The organism is Microbacterium sp. ZW3a, assembly GCF_057167165.1.
Window position 1 is genome coordinate 1,099,994 of record NZ_CM169903.1, and the last position, 17,590, is coordinate 1,117,583.

The window sequence follows — 17,590 nt, forward strand, 5'->3', positions numbered from 1 at the left end:
TGGAACGGTGTCCGCGCCCTCCGATGTCGCCCCTGTCCGCGCCCTCGATCCCGCGAACGATCCGTCGTTCGACACGGTGTGGGACGAACTGGTGTGGCGTGGCCTGATCCACGTCTCCACCGACGAAGGCGAGCTGCGTGAGCTCCTTGCGGGTCCGCCGATCGTGTTCTACTGCGGATTCGACCCGACCGCACCGAGCCTGCACCTGGGCAACCTCGTGCAGCTTCTGACGATGCGTCGGCTGCAGCTCGCGGGGCACCGTCCGCTCGGTCTCGTCGGCGGGTCGACCGGTTTGATCGGCGACCCGCGCCCCACGGCGGAGCGCACGCTGAACACCCCCGAAACGGTGGCCGCGTGGGTCGATCGCCTTCGCGCGCAGGTCGAGCGTTTCCTCAGCTTCGACGGCGACAGCGCCGCTCGCATGGTCAACAACCTCGACTGGACGGCGCCGCTGAGCGCCATCGACTTCCTCCGCGAGATCGGCAAGCACTACCGCGTCGGCACGATGCTGAAGAAAGACGCGGTGAGCGCTCGGCTCAACTCCGAGGCCGGTATCAGCTACACCGAGTTCAGCTACCAGATCCTCCAGGGCATGGACTACCTCGAGCTGTACCGCTCGTACGGGTGCGTCCTGCAGACCGGCGGAAGCGACCAGTGGGGCAACCTCACCAGCGGCACGGATCTGATCCGCCGCGTCGAGGGGGTCTCGGCGCACGCCATCGGCACGCCGCTGATCACCAACAGCGACGGGACGAAGTTCGGCAAGAGCGAGGGCAACGCCATCTGGCTGGATGCCGAGATGTGCAGCCCGTGGACGATGTACCAGTTCTGGCTCAACACCGACGACCGCGATGTGATCGAGCGTTTGAAGGTGTTCACGTTCCTCTCGCGCGACGAGATCGACGAGTACGCGCGGCTCGTGGCGGACGAGCCCTTCCGCCGTGCGGCTCAGAAGCGTCTGGCGCGCGAGGTGGTGACGACGGTCCACGGTCCCGACGCGACCGAGGCGGTCATCGCGGCAACCGAGGCGCTGTTCGGGCAGGGAGACCTGACGAGCCTGGATGCCACGGTGCTCCGCACTGCTCTCGAGGAGCTGCCGCACGCGTCGGTGCCCGCGGGGGCCACGGTGCTCGACGCCCTGACGGCGACCGGTCTGGTCAGTAGTCTCAGCGAGGCACGTCGGGCGATCGCCCAGGGCGGTGTGTCGCTGGACGGTGAGAAAGTCACCTCCGACGATGTCGTGGTAACAGGATCGCTGCCCGGGGGAGTATCGGTCGTGCGCCGCGGCAAGAAGACGCTCGCCGGAGTGTTCGTCGGCTGATATGCCGTTCACGCCGAGCCACGCCATCGTCGCGCTGCCTTTTGTGCGCACGCGGTTGGTTCCGGCGGCCATTGCGGTCGGAGCGATGACGCCCGACCTTCCGCTCTTCCTTCGGGGGATGGTCCCGCACTATGGGATGACACACGATCCGGTGTGGCTTCCGCTCACGGTCGTCGTCGCGTTCGTGCTGTTCCTGGTCTGGCGGTGTGCCCTGCGGCCGGCCACTCGCGAGGTGCTTCCACGGAGCATTGCCGCACGGCTGCCGAGCGAATGGGACACCGGTGCGGGTGCAGCGGCACGCGCCGCGCTGGGCGGGGGAGCCATGGCGCTGGTCTGGCTGGTCCTGTCCCTCACGCTCGGGGTCGCGTCCCACATCGCGTGGGATGTGCTGACGCACGAGGGGCGCGCGGGAGTGCAGCTCTTTCCCGTGCTCGACGAGCAGTGGGGACCGCTCCCCGGGGTGAAATGGCTGCAGCACGCGTCCAGCGCAGGGGGGCTCGCCGGGTTAGCCGTCTTCGCGGCCGTGTGGCTTTCGCGTCGCCCGGTGGGCGCCGTACACCGCGTCCTCCCCGACGTGGTGCGCGTCGCGTGGTGGGTATCGCTGCCCGCGGCGCTCATCGTCGCGGCCGGCGTCGCGCTCCTTGTGGCGGGTCCGTTCGATGCGGACTTCACGCCCACCCACCTCGTGTACGGGGTGCTGACCAAGGTCGCCGCGGGATGGGCGATCGCCACCCTCGCGCTCGCGATCGTGATTCAGGTGCGTCGCTTGCGCTGAACCTCCGTCTTTCCGGGGTCCGGGGGTGCGACACGCCCGGGGGGTGTGGTGGATTGGACGGGTGTGGGGGTTCGGCGTAAGTTATTCCTTGTTCGCCCCACAGGGGAGAGCGGAGCGGCCGGAAGGCCCCGCGTCCTCTCACGTGGTGAACCACTCCTTGTCTTGATCTTGTGAGCTTTGGCTTGTGGGTTTAGGATGGGGAATCTGCCACTCGGCGCTTGCTTCCACGGTTGGACCTCTTTCGGGGTTTGTTTGTGTGTTGTGGGGTGTGGGTGGTGGGTGTGAACTTGCCTCACGGGTACGGTCGGAAGATTGGTTCTGTGGGTGCGTCCGTTCCTTGAGAACTCAACAGCGTGCACTTGTCAAATGCCAATTTATTCCTCGTCGGGCCTTCGGGTCTGGTGAGAATTCCTTTGGATCAAAGTCCAACCTTTTTTGGTTGGCATCTGGATAGTCAGTTTTGACTTCCTGTTTGGTCAGATTGAACTCGTCTGCCCTGACCTTATTCCGGTTGGGTGGGCTTTTTTCTTTTACGGAGAGTTTGATCCTGGCTCAGGATGAACGCTGGCGGCGTGCTTAACACATGCAAGTCGAACGGTGAAGCCAAGCTTGCTTGGTGGATCAGTGGCGAACGGGTGAGTAACACGTGAGCAACCTGCCCTGGACTCTGGGATAAGCGCTGGAAACGGCGTCTAATACTGGATATGAGCTCTCATCGCATGGTGGGGGTTGGAAAGATTTTTCGGTCTGGGATGGGCTCGCGGCCTATCAGCTTGTTGGTGAGGTAATGGCTCACCAAGGCGTCGACGGGTAGCCGGCCTGAGAGGGTGACCGGCCACACTGGGACTGAGACACGGCCCAGACTCCTACGGGAGGCAGCAGTGGGGAATATTGCACAATGGGCGGAAGCCTGATGCAGCAACGCCGCGTGAGGGATGACGGCCTTCGGGTTGTAAACCTCTTTTAGCAGGGAAGAAGCGTGAGTGACGGTACCTGCAGAAAAAGCGCCGGCTAACTACGTGCCAGCAGCCGCGGTAATACGTAGGGCGCAAGCGTTATCCGGAATTATTGGGCGTAAAGAGCTCGTAGGCGGTTTGTCGCGTCTGCTGTGAAATCCCGAGGCTCAACCTCGGGCCTGCAGTGGGTACGGGCAGACTAGAGTGCGGTAGGGGAGATTGGAATTCCTGGTGTAGCGGTGGAATGCGCAGATATCAGGAGGAACACCGATGGCGAAGGCAGATCTCTGGGCCGTAACTGACGCTGAGGAGCGAAAGGGTGGGGAGCAAACAGGCTTAGATACCCTGGTAGTCCACCCCGTAAACGTTGGGAACTAGTTGTGGGGACCATTCCACGGTTTCCGTGACGCAGCTAACGCATTAAGTTCCCCGCCTGGGGAGTACGGCCGCAAGGCTAAAACTCAAAGGAATTGACGGGGACCCGCACAAGCGGCGGAGCATGCGGATTAATTCGATGCAACGCGAAGAACCTTACCAAGGCTTGACATATACGAGAACGGGCCAGAAATGGTCAACTCTTTGGACACTCGTAAACAGGTGGTGCATGGTTGTCGTCAGCTCGTGTCGTGAGATGTTGGGTTAAGTCCCGCAACGAGCGCAACCCTCGTTCTATGTTGCCAGCACGTAATGGTGGGAACTCATGGGATACTGCCGGGGTCAACTCGGAGGAAGGTGGGGATGACGTCAAATCATCATGCCCCTTATGTCTTGGGCTTCACGCATGCTACAATGGCCGGTACAAAGGGCTGCAATACCGTGAGGTGGAGCGAATCCCAAAAAGCCGGTCCCAGTTCGGATTGAGGTCTGCAACTCGACCTCATGAAGTCGGAGTCGCTAGTAATCGCAGATCAGCAACGCTGCGGTGAATACGTTCCCGGGTCTTGTACACACCGCCCGTCAAGTCATGAAAGTCGGTAACACCTGAAGCCGGTGGCCCAACCCTTGTGGAGGGAGCCGTCGAAGGTGGGATCGGTAATTAGGACTAAGTCGTAACAAGGTAGCCGTACCGGAAGGTGCGGCTGGATCACCTCCTTTCTAAGGAGCATCTGACGCCCTGTGATGGGGTTGTTCAGGCGCCGGATCAGACCGAATGTGTCTGCCGGTTAGCTCATGGGTGGAACGTTTGATGAGGTGCTGGTTGGGTTTGCCTGGTCTTTAGTACGCCGTTTGCGGTGGGAATGAGATGGGGTGGGTCTGGTTGGTACATGCACGCTGTTGGGTCCTGAGGGGCCGGGCGCTGATCGCATCTTTGGGTGTGGTTGGTGGTTGTTCCTCTTGGGCCTTGTGCTGCTGCCGGTTGGTGGTGGTGTGGGGTACCGCCCGTACTTTGAGAACTACACAGTGGACGCGAGCATCTTCGACATGATCCTTTTGGGGATTGTGTCGTGAAGATGATCTTAAAGATCATTAGTCAATTTTTTGACGATTCAACTCATGTGATTTCAAGTCTTTAAGAGCAAACGGTGGATGCCTTGGCATCTGGAGCCGAAGAAGGACGTAGCAATCTGCGATAAGCCTCGGGGAACTGATAAGCGAGTTTTGATCCGAGGGTGTCCGAATGGGGAAACCCCGCCAGGGCGCGTGCGTGCCTGGTGACTCCCGCCTGAATATATAGGGCGGGTAGAGGGAACGTGGGGAAGTGAAACATCTCAGTACCCACAGGAAGAGAAAGCAAAAGCGATTCCGTGAGTAGTGGCGAGCGAAACCGGAAGAGGCTAAACCTAGCGTGTGTGATAGCCGGCAGGTGTTGCATGTTGGGGGTTGTGGGACTTTTCTGATTGTTCTGCCGAGCAGTCGACGTGACAAGAGGGTATAGACGAACGGTTTTGAATGGCCGGTCATAGAGGGTGCGAACCCCGTAGTCGAAATGCCTGTTCTTGGCGTGAAGAGTATCCCAAGTAGCACGGGGCCCGAGAAATCCCGTGTGAATCTGTCAGGACCACCTGATAAGCCTAAATACTCCCAGATGACCGATAGCGGACAAGTACCGTGAGGGAAAGGTGAAAAGTACCCCGGGAGGGGAGTGAAATAGTACCTGAAACCGTTTGCTTACAAACCGTTGGAGCCTCCTTAGTAGGGGTGACAGCGTGCCTTTTGAAGAATGAGCCTGCGAGTTAGCGATACGTGGCGAGGTTAACCCGTGTGGGGTAGCCGTAGCGAAAGCGAGTCTGAATAGGGCGATTCAGTCGCGTGTCCTAGACCCGAAGCGAAGTGATCTATCCATGGCCAGGTTGAAGCGACGGTAAGACGTCGTGGAGGACCGAACCCACTTAGGTTGAAAACTGAGGGGATGAGCTGTGGATAGGGGTGAAAGGCCAATCAAACTTCGTGATAGCTGGTTCTCTCCGAAATGCATTTAGGTGCAGCGTTGCGTGTTTCTTGCCGGAGGTAGAGCTACTGGATGGCCGATGGGCCCTACAAGGTTACTGACGTCAGCCAAACTCCGAATGCCGGTAAGTGAGAGCGCAGCAGTGAGACTGTGGGGGATAAGCTTCATAGTCGAGAGGGAAACAACCCAGACCACCATCTAAGGTCCCTAAGCGCGTGCTAAGTGGGAAAGGATGTGGAGTTGCTTAGACAACCAGGAGGTTGGCTTAGAAGCAGCCACCCTTGAAAGAGTGCGTAATAGCTCACTGGTCAAGTGATTCCGCGCCGACAATGTAACGGGGCTCAAGCACGCCACCGAAGTTGTGGCATTGACATTTTTGGTAGGCCTTCGTGGTCCAGCCGTGTTGATGGGTAGGAGAGCGTCGTGTCGCGAGTGAAGCGGCGGGGTGACCCAGCCGTGGACGCGACACGAGTGAGAATGCAGGCATGAGTAGCGAAAGACGTGTGAGAAACATGTCCTCCGAAAGACCAAGGGTTCCAGGGTCAAGCTAATCTTCCCTGGGTAAGTCGGGACCTAAGGCGAGGCCGACAGGCGTAGTCGATGGACAACGGGTTGATATTCCCGTACCGGCGAAGAACCGCCCAAGCTAATCCAGTGGTGCTAAGAGTCCTAGCATGGAATGGTCGGATCCCTTCGGGGTGATGAACGTCTGTGTGAACGCTCGACCCCATGCTGGTGCGGCTAGCGTATTAACAGGTGTGACGCAGGAAGGTAGCCCAAGCCAGGCGATGGTAGTCCTGGTGCAAGTGCGTAGGCCGAGTGATAGGCAAATCCGTCACTCATTGAGGCTGAGACACGATGCGGATAAAAAGTGGGTGATCCTATGCTGCCGAGAAAAGCATCGACGCGAGGTTCTAGCTGCCCGTACCCCAAACCGACTCAGGTGGTCAGGTAGAGAATACCAAGGAGATCGAGAGAATCGTGGTTAAGGAACTCGGCAAAATGCCCCCGTAACTTCGGGAGAAGGGGGGCCATCCACTTATTAGGACTTGCTCCGAAAGGGTGTGGTGGCCGCAGAGACTAGTGGGTAGCGACTGTTTACTAAAAACACAGGTCCGTGCCAAGTCGCAAGACGATGTATACGGACTGACGCCTGCCCGGTGCTGGAAGGTTAAGAGGACCGGTTAGCCGTAAGGCGAAGCTGAGAATTTAAGCCCCAGTAAACGGCGGTGGTAACTATAACCATCCTAAGGTAGCGAAATTCCTTGTCGGGTAAGTTCCGACCTGCACGAATGGCGTAACGACTTCCCAACTGTCTCAACCGCGAACTCGGCGAAATTGCATTACGAGTAAAGATGCTCGTTACGCGCAGCAGGACGGAAAGACCCCGTGACCTTTACTACAGCTTGGTATTGGTGTTCGGTGTGGCTTGTGTAGGATAGGTGGGAGACTGTGAAGCGGACACGCCAGTGTTCGTGGAGTCATTGTTGAAATACCACTCTGGTCACTCTGGATATCTAACTTAGGACCGTGATCCGGTTCAGGGACAGTGCCTGGTGGGTAGTTTAACTGGGGCGGTTGCCTCCCAAAATGTAACGGAGGCGCCCAAAGGTTCCCTCAACCTGGTTGGCAATCAGGTGGCGAGTGTAAGTGCACAAGGGAGCTTGACTGTGAGACTGACAGGTCGAGCAGGGACGAAAGTCGGGACTAGTGATCCGGCAGTGGCTTGTGGAAGCGCTGTCGCTCAACGGATAAAAGGTACCTCGGGGATAACAGGCTGATCTTGCCCAAGAGTCCATATCGACGGCATGGTTTGGCACCTCGATGTCGGCTCGTCGCATCCTGGGGCTGGAGTAGGTCCCAAGGGTTGGGCTGTTCGCCCATTAAAGCGGTACGCGAGCTGGGTTTAGAACGTCGTGAGACAGTTCGGTCCCTATCCGCTGCGCGCGTAGGAAGTTTGAGAGGATCTGACCCTAGTACGAGAGGACCGGGTTGGACGAACCTCTGGTGTGTCAGTTGTTCCGCCAGGAGCACCGCTGATTAGCTACGTTCGGGATGGATAACCGCTGAAAGCATCTAAGCGGGAAGCCGGCCTCAAGATGAGACTTCCATACCCTTCGGGGTGAGAGGCTCCCAGCCAGACTACTGGGTTGATAGGCCGGATGTGGAAGCGTAGTAATACGTGAAGCTGACCGGTACTAATAAGCCGATGACTTGATAACACACCGTTTTTGGTGCTTGCGTCCACTGAGTGGTTCTCGATGTACGGTCGGGAACACAACAATGACATTCGTTGTTGGTTTTTGAAACATCAATAGTGTTTCGGCGGCCATAGCGAGAGGGAAACGCCCGGTTACATTCCGAACCCGGAAGCTAAGCCTCTCAGCGCCGATGGTACTGCAGGGGGGACCCTGTGGGAGAGTAGGACACCGCCGGACTTCTTTTAAGTCGAAATGGCCACCCACTGTTGGGTGGCCATTTCGCATTTGTGCGGACATAATTCCGAGAGAAGGATTCCATGTCGAACGACGACTCGAGAGAACGCCCCGACAGCGACGGGCGTTCGGACGGTCGATCGCGGCCGAATTCTTCTCCTCGGGGCGACGGTGCGCGGCGTTCTGATCGCGGCAGCTCGGCCGCTCGCGGGCCTCGCGACGCGTCGGCGCGGCCGTTCCGTCGGGACGGCGAGGGCGCGGGGCGTCCGCGTCGCGACGGTGATGCGCGTCCGTCCAGCTCAGGCCGTGATGCCCGTCCGCATTCTGATCGTGGAGACCGTCCCTTCCGCCGTGAGGGTGACGCGACGGCGCGCCCGCGTCGTGATGGCGATTCGCGTCCCTACAGCGGTGGCGCAGACAAGCGTCCGCGTCGTGATGGTGATGCGCGTCCGTATAGCGGTGGGTCCGGTGCGGGTCGTCCGCGTCGTGATGGTGATGCGCGTCCCTACAGCGGTGGCGGAGACAGCCGTCCGCGTCGTGATGGTGATGCGCGTCCGTATAGCGGTGGGTCCGGTGCGGGTCGTCCGCGTCGTGATGGGGATTCGCGTCCCTACAGCGGTGGTGGCGGAGACAGCCGTCCGCGTCGCGAGGGAGACTCCCGTCCGTACAACCGCGACGGCGCGCAGCGTCCGCGCCGCGACGGGGATGCACGTCCGTATCGTCCGCGCTCGGAGGGCGCAGACCGCCGCCCGTCCGGTGACCGCCGGCCCGGGGCCGGGGCTCCGCGACGCTTCGACCGCGAGGACTCCCGCGCCACGCGTCCTCCCCAGGATCAGCGCGAGCGCGGGCCGCAGCTTCCCGAAGAGGTGACGGCGCGCGATCTGCCGGGCGCGGCGCGCAATGAGCTGAAGACCCTCAGCAAGGACAACGCCGAGAACGTCGCTCGTCATCTGGTGATGGCGGCGCGGCTCATTGATGAAGACCCCGCGCGGGCGCACGAGCACGCTTTGGCGGCGTCGCGAAGCGCGGGCCGTGTCGCCGTCGTGCGCGAGACGGTGGCGATCACCGCCTATGCGGTCGGCGATTTTGCTCTGGCTTTGCGCGAGCTGCGCACCCATCGCCGGATCTCGGGATCCGATGAGCAGCTCCCGCTCATCGTCGACAGTGAGCGAGGGGTGGGTCGTCCCGACCGTGCGCTCGAAGAGGGACGCGCGGTAGACCGCGCGACGCTCCCCGTCGCGGTGCGTGTGCAACTCGCCATCGCGATGTCGGGCGCGCGCCTCGATCTCGGGCAGACCGATCGGGCGCTCCAGGAGCTGGATATCCCCGAAGCGGACCCCGATCGCGCCTTCGAGTGGAGCCCGGCCCTGTTCGCGGCTCGTGCCGCGGTGCTCGAGGAGCTTGGCCGCGACGCAGAGGCGGCGGAATGGTCGCGTCGCGCCGACATCGCCGCCGAGGCCCTGGATGCGGCAGCTGGCGTCGCTGACCGCGAGGTCATCGTCGTCGAGGAGATCGACCTCATCGATGACGAGGGCGGCGTGGAGGTGGCATCCGGTGTCGTTCCCGTGACCAACGTCGCCCCCGCCGACGTCGACGACGAGCCGGCGGAGGAGCCGGAATCGGACGACGCGCCCGAGGAGACACCGGAGAGCGACGGCGACGAGGACGGAGAGCGGTGATCTTCGGCCGGAGCACTACCCCGCCGACGCCTCTCGACGGGGTCGACGTCGTGCTGGCCGACCTCGACGGGGTCGTCTACGCCGGACCCGATGCTCTTCCGCACGCCGTGGAGAGTCTCAACCGTGCCGCGGAGTCCGGACACCGCCTGGGGTACATCACCAACAATGCCTCGCGAACCGACGCCTCGGTCGCCGAGCATCTGTGCTCGCTCGGTCTGCGCGTTGCACCCGACGATGTCGTGACGAGTCCGCAGGCGGCGATGCGTCTGCTGCGTGAACTCGTACCGGCCGGGTCGACCCTGCTCATCATCGGCGGGGAGGGGCTGGTGGTCGAGGCCGAGAAGGCCGGCTTCGTCGTGACCCGCAGTGCCGAGGACGCTCCTGCGGCCGTCGTTCAGGGCTTCGCGCCCGAGCTGGGCTGGAAGGATCTCGCCGAAGCGGCGTACGCGCTGGCGACCCCGATCGACGAGGGTGGCATCCCGTGGGTGGCGACCAATACGGACTGGACCATCCCGCAGGCCCGCGGTATCGCGCCGGGAAACGGAACGCTCGTGTCGGCCGTTCACACGGCCGTCGGGCGACTCGCGACGGTGGCGGGCAAGCCCGAGCGTCCGATCTTCGACGTCGCTGTGGCCCGTATGGGCGCACAGTCGCCGCTGTTCATCGGTGATCGGTTGGACACCGATATCCAGGGCGCGCGGGGAGCCGAGATGAAATCGGTCCTCGTCCTCACGGGGATCGACCGGCCCAAGCAGGTGCTCGCCGCAGCCCCCAACCAGCGGCCGGACTACATCGTCGCGGACCTGCGCCAGCTGTTCGAGCCGTACCCGGCCACGATCGTCAAGGGCGCCCGCACCCGCGTCGGCGACGCCGTGGTCGAGATCGACGGTGTCGACCTCCGTGTGGTCTCGGCGGGGGATCGTCAGATCGATCTGCTGCGCGCCGGAGCCGCGGCGATCTGGAACTCCGGTCGGGCGATCTTCGGCTTCCGGGTTCCGGAACAGCTGTACGCGGACCCCTTCCGCGTGCGCTGACGCGGATACGATGGCATCCATGTCGGACGACCGCGAGACCGATGCCGACGCCGAGCTGATCAGCCGCCTGCGCATTATCGAGGAACAGCCTCTCGACGCGCGCGCCGACGCCTACGCCGCCCTGCACGACGAGCTCGCCCGCCGACTCGAATCGGGCGCGGCGACGCCGGCCGACGAATGAGCGGCCGACTCGATGCGGAGCTGGCGGCGCGCGGTCTCGCGCGTTCTCGCTCGCACGCGGCGCAGCTGATCGCCGAGGGACTCGTGAGCGTCGATGGGCGCGCTGTGGTCAAGCCGTCGGTGCGCGTCGACGACGAAGCGGTGATTGCCGTTGCCGGCGCCGACCACTACGTCAGCCGCGCCGCGCACAAGCTTCTCGCCGCGCTGGATGCCTTCGAGATCGACGTCGCCGGGCGCGTGGCCGTGGATCTCGGGGCGTCAACGGGGGGATTCACGCAGGTGCTGCGCGAGCGGGGCGCACAACCGGTACTGGCGCTCGACGTCGGCCACGGGCAGTTGTCCACCGTCGTGGCCGCCGACCCGGGGGTGGTGTCGGTGGAGGGGTATAACGTGCGGTTCATGACCGCCGAGTCCCTGGCTTCCGCGACAGGGGTCGCCGAGCGTCCGAGCGTGGTCACGGGCGATCTGTCCTTCATCTCGCTCCACCACGTGCTTCCCGCCGTCGTCGCCACCGCCACGCCCTCCGCCGATGCCGTCCTCCTGATCAAGCCGCAGTTCGAGGTGGGCCGCACGGCGGTCAAGGGTGGTCTCGTGACCGACCCGGCGCTGCGGTCCGACGCGGTGCACGGTGTGCTGTGGGCCGCGTGGGACGCCGGACTCCGGACGGCGGGGGTGATCGCCTCTCCACTGGTGGGAACCCACGGCAACCAGGAGTACGTGGCGTGGTTCTCGGACTCCCGTGGCACCGACCCCTCAGAATGGGAGAGCACCGTGACCCGACTGACCGGAAGCCGATGACCCCCAGCGAACGCCGAATCCTCCTTGTCGTCCACGCGCGCCGCGACGACACCGTCGAGGCGGCCCAGCGCGTGCTGTCCGCGGTGCGCGCGGCGGGGGCGGTGCCTGTGGTCTCGGCCGAGGACCGTCCGGAGCTCGCACAGCGCCTGTCGCTCGAGGGCGTCGAGACCCTCGGCGTCGACACCGGCGTCCACGACCTCGAGATGGCGATCGTGCTGGGCGGAGACGGCACCATCCTGCGCGCGGCCGAGACGGTGCGCGGGGGCACGGCCCCCATCCTCGGAATCAACATGGGCCACGTCGGCTTCCTCGCCGAGATCGAGCGCGACGATATGGACGACGCCGTCCGCCGCGTGATCGCCCGCGACTACCGCGTCGAGGAGCGCCTCGCCCTCGCGGTGAAGGTGCTCGATGCCGACGGGCGGGTGATCTTCGAGACGTGGGCGCTGAACGAGGCCACCGTCGAGAAGGCCAGCCGTGAGCGCATGCTCGAGGTCGTGATGGAGGTCGACGGTCGCCCGCTGTCGTCGTTCGGCTGCGACGGCGTGGTCATGGCCACGCCCACCGGTTCGACCGCCTACAACTTCTCCGCCGGCGGCCCGGTCATCTGGCCGACCGTCGAGGCGATTGCCGTGGTGCCGCTGTCGGCGCACGCCCTGTTCGCGCGTCCGCTCGTCGTGAGCCCGGATGCCACGGTCGCGGTGGAGGTGCTCGAGCGCACCAGCGGGAGTGGCATCCTGTGGTGCGACGGTCGCCGTTCGCACGAACTCCCGCCGGGCGCGCGGGTGGTGGCGCGCCGGTCGTCGCGGCCGGTTCGTCTGGCGCGCCTGCACCCCGCAGCCTTCACCGACCGACTCGTGCGCAAGTTTCGTCTGCCCGTGACGGGCTGGCGTGGCGCGTTGGGAGGCACGCCGTGATCGAAGAGATGCACCTGCGCGACCTCGGCGTGATCGCCGACGCCACCCTGCCCATCGGGCGCGGCTTCACCGCCATCACGGGCGAGACGGGTGCCGGCAAGACCATGGTGGTCACGGGCCTCGGGCTGCTGCTCGGTCAGCGCGCCGATTCCGGCGCCGTGCGCTCCGGCGCCGCGCAGGCTGCGGTCGAAGGTGTCTGGGTGGTTCCCGAAGACGGGTCGGTGGCCGCGCGCGTGCGTGAGGCCGGCGGCGACGTCGAGCCGCTCGGCGACGGTGCCGCGGAGCTGTACCTCGCGCGCACGGTGTCGAGCGAAGGGCGCGGCCGCGCGACGGTCGGTGGGCGTACGGCGCCGGCCGGAGTGCTGGCCGACCTGGCCGACGACCTCGTCGTGGTGCACGGGCAGTCCGATCAGCTGCGGTTGCGCTCGGCATCCGCCCAGCGTGACGCGCTCGACCGCTTCGGGGGCGAAGCCATCGTGGCCGCGCGCGGAGCGTATCGCGCGGCGTGGGACGCCTGGCGGGCGCTGGATGCCGAGCTCTCGACGCTGACCGCGGATCGCGACGATCGCGCCCGCGAGGCCGAGGAACTACGCGCCGCGATCGTCGAGATCGAGGCGGCGGCACCGCTGGCCGGCGAAGAAGAGGAGCTCGCGCGTCGCGCGGAGCGCCTGTCCAACGCCGAGGAGCTGCGGATCGCCGCGGTGAGCGCGCACGCGGTGCTCTCCAGCGACGACGAAACCCCCGACGTGGTCACCCTGCTCGCGGAGGCGCGGCGGGCGCTCGAGCGCGTCTCGGGCAGTGATGCGGCGCTCGCGACGATCGGGGAGCAGGTGGCCGACCTCGGGTATCGCGCGACCGACGCCGCCGTCGCCCTGTCGGGCTACCTCGCCGACCTCGACGAGTCGGGGCCACACGAACTCGCGGCCGTCGACGAGCGCCGCGGTGTGCTCGCCGGGCTCGTCCGCGCGCACGGCTCGGTCGAGGCGGCGATCGATCTGCTGCAGACCGGGTCGGCGCGCCTGCTCGAGCTCGACGACGATGGCGACCGGATCGCGCGGCTCGGGGAACGGCGCGACGCCGCCGCGGCCGAGCTCGATGCCGCGGCCGACACCCTCACGACCGTGAGGCGCGAGGCCGCCGAACGGCTCGGGGCCTTGGTCACGGAGGAACTCCACGCCCTCGCCCTGCCGGACGCCCGGCTCACCGTCGAGGTGTCGCCGTCGGCGGCGCCCGGCACCCACGGCCGCGATGACGTCGCGATCCTGCTCTCCCCGCATCCCGGTGCCGATCCCCGGCCCGTCTCGCGGGGCGCCTCCGGGGGCGAGCTCAGCCGCGTGATGCTCGCGATCGAGGTCGTCATCGCCGGCGTCGACCCGGTGCCGACGTTCGTCTTCGACGAAGTGGATGCCGGAATCGGCGGCGCCGCGGCCATCGAGGTGGGCCGGCGCCTCGCCCGACTCGCCGAATCGTCGCAGGTGATCGCGGTCACCCACCTCGCCCAGGTCGCCGCGTTCGCCGGGAACCATCTGACGGTGGTCAAGGGCAACGACGGCGCGGTGACGGCATCCAGTGTCCGGCGGCTCGACGGCGCCGAACGAGAGGCCGAGATGGCGCGGCTGCTCTCGGGCCTCAGCGACTCCGACGCGGCGCTCACCCACGCGCGCGAACTCCTCGAGACCGGGCGCACCCTGCGCTGACGCTCCGCCCCGACACCGGATCGTCACGCCCGGGTGACACGGGTGTCGGAGGTCGGTGCGAGACTTCCCCCAACACCCGGTGACCATCGGGCGTCCACCCTCCGACTCACTGATAGGATCGAAGCCCGTGATGCAGACTTCGGACGCGGGACATTCATACGACACCACGGCATCGGCCTTCACCACGAAGCACATCTTCGTGACCGGAGGTGTGGTCTCGTCTCTCGGGAAGGGCCTGACGGCGGCAAGCCTCGGCAACCTCCTCACGGCGCGGGGTCTCCGCGTCGTCATGCAAAAGCTCGACCCCTACCTCAACGTCGATCCCGGAACGATGAACCCGTTCCAGCACGGTGAGGTGTTCGTCACCGACGACGGGGCCGAGACCGACCTCGACATCGGCCACTACGAGCGCTTCCTCGACATCGAGCTGAGCCAGGCGGCCAACGTCACCACGGGGCAGATCTACTCGCAGGTCATCGCGCGCGAGCGCCGCGGCGAGTACCTCGGTGACACCGTGCAGGTCATCCCGCACATCACCGACGAGATCAAGCGCCGCATGCGTCTGCAGGCGACCGAGACGCCGCAGCCCGACGTGATCATCACCGAGATCGGTGGAACGGTCGGCGACATCGAGTCGCAGCCGTTCATCGAGTCGGCGCGGCAGATCCGTCATGAGCTCGGCCGCAAGAACGTCTTCTTCGTGCACGTCTCGCTCGTGCCCTTCATGGGCGCCTCCGGCGAGCAAAAGACCAAGCCCACCCAGCACTCCGTCGCAGCCCTCCGCTCGATCGGCATCCAGCCCGACGCGCTCGTGCTGCGCAGTGACCGCCCCGTCACCGAGTCGAACAAGCGCAAGATCGCGCTCATGTGCGACGTCGACGAAGACGCGGTCGTCAACGCGGTCGACGTGCCGAGCATCTACGACATCCCGACGATGCTGCACGACCAGGGCCTCGACGCCTACATCGTCGACGCGCTCGACATCGACAAGGCGGCCGAGGTCGACTGGTCGCGCTGGGAGCGCGTGCTCCAGGCCGTGCACAACCCCAAGCACGAGGTCACGATCGGCCTGGTCGGCAAGTACATCGACCTGCCCGACGCGTACCTCTCGGTCACCGAGGCCATCAAGGCCGGTGGCTTCGGACAAGAGACGCACGTGAAGATCACGTGGATCCCCTCTGACCTGTGCGAGACGCCCGAGGGCGCGGCCAAGGCCCTCTCGGCGGTCGACGGGATCATCGTGCCCGGCGGGTTCGGCATCCGCGGGATCGAGGGCAAGCTCGGGGCGCTGCGCTTCGCGCGCGAGCAGGGCATCCCCACGCTCGGCATCTGCCTCGGCCTGCAGTGCATGGTCATCGAGTACGCGCGCACCGTCGCCGGCCTCGAGGGCGCGTCGTCGAGCGAGTTCGACCCCGACACCGTGCACGCGGTCGTGGCGACCATGGCCGAGCAGGTCGACATCCTCCAGAGCGGCGACCTTGGCGGCACTATGCGCCTGGGCCTGTACCCCGCCGACCTCGCCGAGGGCTCGCTCGCCGCCGAGGTGTATGGATCGAACCGCGTCGCGGAGCGTCACCGCCACCGCTACGAGGTCAACAACGCCTACCGCCAGCAGCTGAGTGACGCCGGCCTGGTGTTCTCGGGGCTCAACCCCGACCTCGACCTCGTCGAGTATGTCGAGCTGCCGCGCGACGTGCACCCGTACTACATCGCCACGCAGGCGCACCCCGAGCTGCGGTCGCGGCCGACCGAGCCGCACCCGCTGTTCCGCGGTCTCGTCGGTGCGGCGCTGGAGCGTCACCGCTCGAGCGAACTGTTCGACGACGTCGAGGAGGACTGACATGGAGTCGCTGCGCGACGAGCCCGTCGACCTGGAGGTCGTCGCCAGCGACCTCGTGTATCAGGGTGCGGTGTGGGACGTCCGGTCCGACACCGTGCGGTACGGCGACGGCGAGATGACGCGCCAGTACGTCGAGCACCCGGGCGCGGCGGCGGTGGTCGCGATCGACGACGACGAGCGCGTCGTGCTCATTCAGCAGTACCGTCAGCCGATCAAGGAACGCGACTGGGAGATCCCGGCCGGGCTGCTCGACGTGGCGGGGGAGCCGCCCGTCGAGACGGCGAAGCGCGAACTGAGCGAAGAGGTTGACCTCGCGGCCGACCGCTGGCAGCACCTCGTGTCGATCCACACCACGCCCGGCGGCAACGACGAGATCGTGCACCTGTTCCTCGCGCGAGGACTCCGCGACGTCGTCACCGACTACGAGCGCGAGCATGAGGAGTCCGACATGCGGGTGGAGCGGATGCCGTTGGCCGACGTGATCGACGGAGTGCTGGCGGGGCGTCTGCGCAACGGCATCCTGGCCACCGGTGTTCTGGCGGCCGCCGAGGTGCTGCGCCGCGAGGCTGCGTCGGCGTGACGTGAGGCTCGAGCGCGCCGTCGAAACGTATCTGCGGCACGTCGCGCTCGAACGCGGACTCTCCGACCACACCGTCGCGGCGTATCGCCGTGACCTCGAGGTGTACCGCGCGTGGCTCGCGGAGCGCGGCATCCACGAGGTCGAGTCGGTGACGGCCGAGACGGTGGCGGAGTTCGCCGCCGAGCGGGCCGCGGCCGAGCCACCGCCCGCGGCCTCGTCGCTCGCGCGGCTGCAGTCCTCGGTGCGCGGGCTGCACCGTTTTCTCGTGCGCGAGGGGAGCGTCGACGACGATCCGAGTGGACGGCTGCGTCCTCCCAAAGCACCGCGGCGGCTGCCGAAGGCGCTCTCGATCGGCCAGGTCGAAGACCTGCTGGATGCCGCGGGCCCGGCGCCCGGATCGGCGGACGCCTCCGCGGCCGAGGGGCCGGCCGTGCGCGACCGCGCGCTGCTGGAGTTGCTGTATGCCACCGGGGCGCGGGTGTCGGAGATCGTGCAGCTCGATGTCGACGACACCGCGCACGGCGACGTGCTGCGCGTGCGGGGCAAGGGCGCGAAAGAGCGGGTCGTGCCGGTGGGGTCGTACGCCCGGGCCGCTGTCGACGCCTACCTCACGCGGGTGCGGCCGGCGTGGGCGGCGAAGGGGCGCGCGACGCCGCGCCTGTTCCTCGGCGTGCGTGGCGCCCCGCTGTCGCGCCAGAGCGCGTGGTTGATCATCCAGGTGGCCGCGGAGCGCGCCGGGCTCACCGCCCACGTCTCACCGCACACGCTCCGGCACTCGTTCGCAACGCACCTGCTGCAGGGCGGCGCCGACGTGCGCGTCGTGCAAGAACTCCTCGGTCATGCGTCGGTGGCGACGACCCAGATCTACACGCACGTCTCGGTCGACGCGCTGCGCGACGTCTACGCCACCGCGCACCCCCGGGCGCGCTGAGCACCCCGGTCCGCCCGGGACCGGTGCACCGGCGCCCCGCGGGTCTCCCGGCGCGCGG

The 17,590-nt window shown here is 65.6% G+C and carries 11 protein-coding genes and 3 rRNA genes; all 14 read left to right on the forward strand.

The window, feature by feature from the left end:
* The first annotated feature begins 7 nt into the window (after positions 1-7).
* The 14 genes from tyrS to xerD all read left to right on the forward strand — a co-directional run bounded on the left by tyrS (position 8) and on the right by xerD (position 17,532).
* Positions 8-1,321 carry a tyrosine--tRNA ligase gene (gene tyrS / locus ACU6WY_RS05130; protein WP_483821381.1) on the forward strand — a complete coding sequence of 438 codons (1,314 nt, stop codon included), beginning with the start codon at positions 8-10 and terminating at the stop codon, positions 1,319-1,321.
* Position 1,322: 1 nt separating this feature from the next.
* Positions 1,323-2,096 carry a DUF4184 family protein gene (locus ACU6WY_RS05135; protein ID WP_483821382.1) on the forward strand — a complete coding sequence of 258 codons (774 nt, stop codon included), beginning with the start codon at positions 1,323-1,325 and terminating at the stop codon, positions 2,094-2,096.
* Between the two features lie 529 nt (positions 2,097-2,625).
* Positions 2,626-4,147, forward strand: a 16S ribosomal RNA gene (locus tag ACU6WY_RS05140).
* A 405-nt stretch (positions 4,148-4,552) separates the two neighbouring features.
* A 23S ribosomal RNA gene (locus ACU6WY_RS05145) occupies positions 4,553-7,663 on the forward strand.
* Positions 7,664-7,762: 99 nt separating this feature from the next.
* Positions 7,763-7,879: ribosomal RNA gene (rrf, locus tag ACU6WY_RS05150) — 5S ribosomal RNA — on the forward strand.
* Together the 16S, 23S and 5S rRNA genes form the textbook arrangement of a ribosomal RNA operon.
* Before the next feature lie 863 nt (positions 7,880-8,742).
* Complete coding sequence (locus ACU6WY_RS05155) at positions 8,743-9,555, forward strand: hypothetical protein (RefSeq protein WP_483821383.1); 813 nt, start codon at positions 8,743-8,745, stop codon at positions 9,553-9,555.
* Positions 9,555-10,589, forward strand: a complete 1,035-nt coding sequence (locus ACU6WY_RS05160) for an HAD-IIA family hydrolase (RefSeq protein WP_483821857.1) — start codon at positions 9,555-9,557, stop codon at positions 10,587-10,589. Before ACU6WY_RS05155 ends, ACU6WY_RS05160 begins: the two co-directional genes overlap by 1 nt.
* 19 nt (positions 10,590-10,608) lie before the next feature.
* Positions 10,609-10,770, forward strand: coding sequence for a hypothetical protein (locus ACU6WY_RS05165; RefSeq protein WP_483821384.1), 162 nt, complete (start codon positions 10,609-10,611; stop codon positions 10,768-10,770).
* A complete protein-coding gene (locus ACU6WY_RS05170; RefSeq protein WP_483821385.1) occupies positions 10,767-11,567 on the forward strand; it encodes a TlyA family RNA methyltransferase in 801 nt (266 codons plus the stop codon). The genes ACU6WY_RS05165 and ACU6WY_RS05170 overlap by 4 nt, the downstream gene beginning before the upstream one ends.
* Entirely contained in the window at positions 11,564-12,484 is a 921-nt protein-coding gene (locus ACU6WY_RS05175) for an NAD kinase (protein ID WP_483821386.1), read from the forward strand. Before ACU6WY_RS05170 ends, ACU6WY_RS05175 begins: the two co-directional genes overlap by 4 nt.
* Positions 12,481-14,181 (forward strand): DNA repair protein RecN, encoded by a 1,701-nt coding sequence (gene recN, locus ACU6WY_RS05180; RefSeq protein WP_483821387.1) that lies wholly within the window; start codon positions 12,481-12,483, stop codon positions 14,179-14,181. The genes ACU6WY_RS05175 and recN overlap by 4 nt, the downstream gene beginning before the upstream one ends.
* A gap of 130 nt (positions 14,182-14,311) precedes the next feature.
* On the forward strand, positions 14,312-16,021 hold the full coding sequence (locus ACU6WY_RS05185) for a CTP synthase (protein ID WP_483821858.1): 1,710 nt from the start codon (positions 14,312-14,314) through the stop codon (positions 16,019-16,021).
* Position 16,022: 1 nt separating this feature from the next.
* A complete protein-coding gene (locus tag ACU6WY_RS05190; RefSeq protein ID WP_483821388.1) occupies positions 16,023-16,601 on the forward strand; it encodes an NUDIX domain-containing protein in 579 nt (192 codons plus the stop codon).
* 1 nt (position 16,602) lies between these two features.
* A complete protein-coding gene (gene xerD / locus ACU6WY_RS05195) occupies positions 16,603-17,532 on the forward strand; it encodes a site-specific tyrosine recombinase XerD (RefSeq protein ID WP_483821389.1) in 930 nt (309 codons plus the stop codon).
* Positions 17,533-17,590 lie beyond the last annotated feature (58 nt).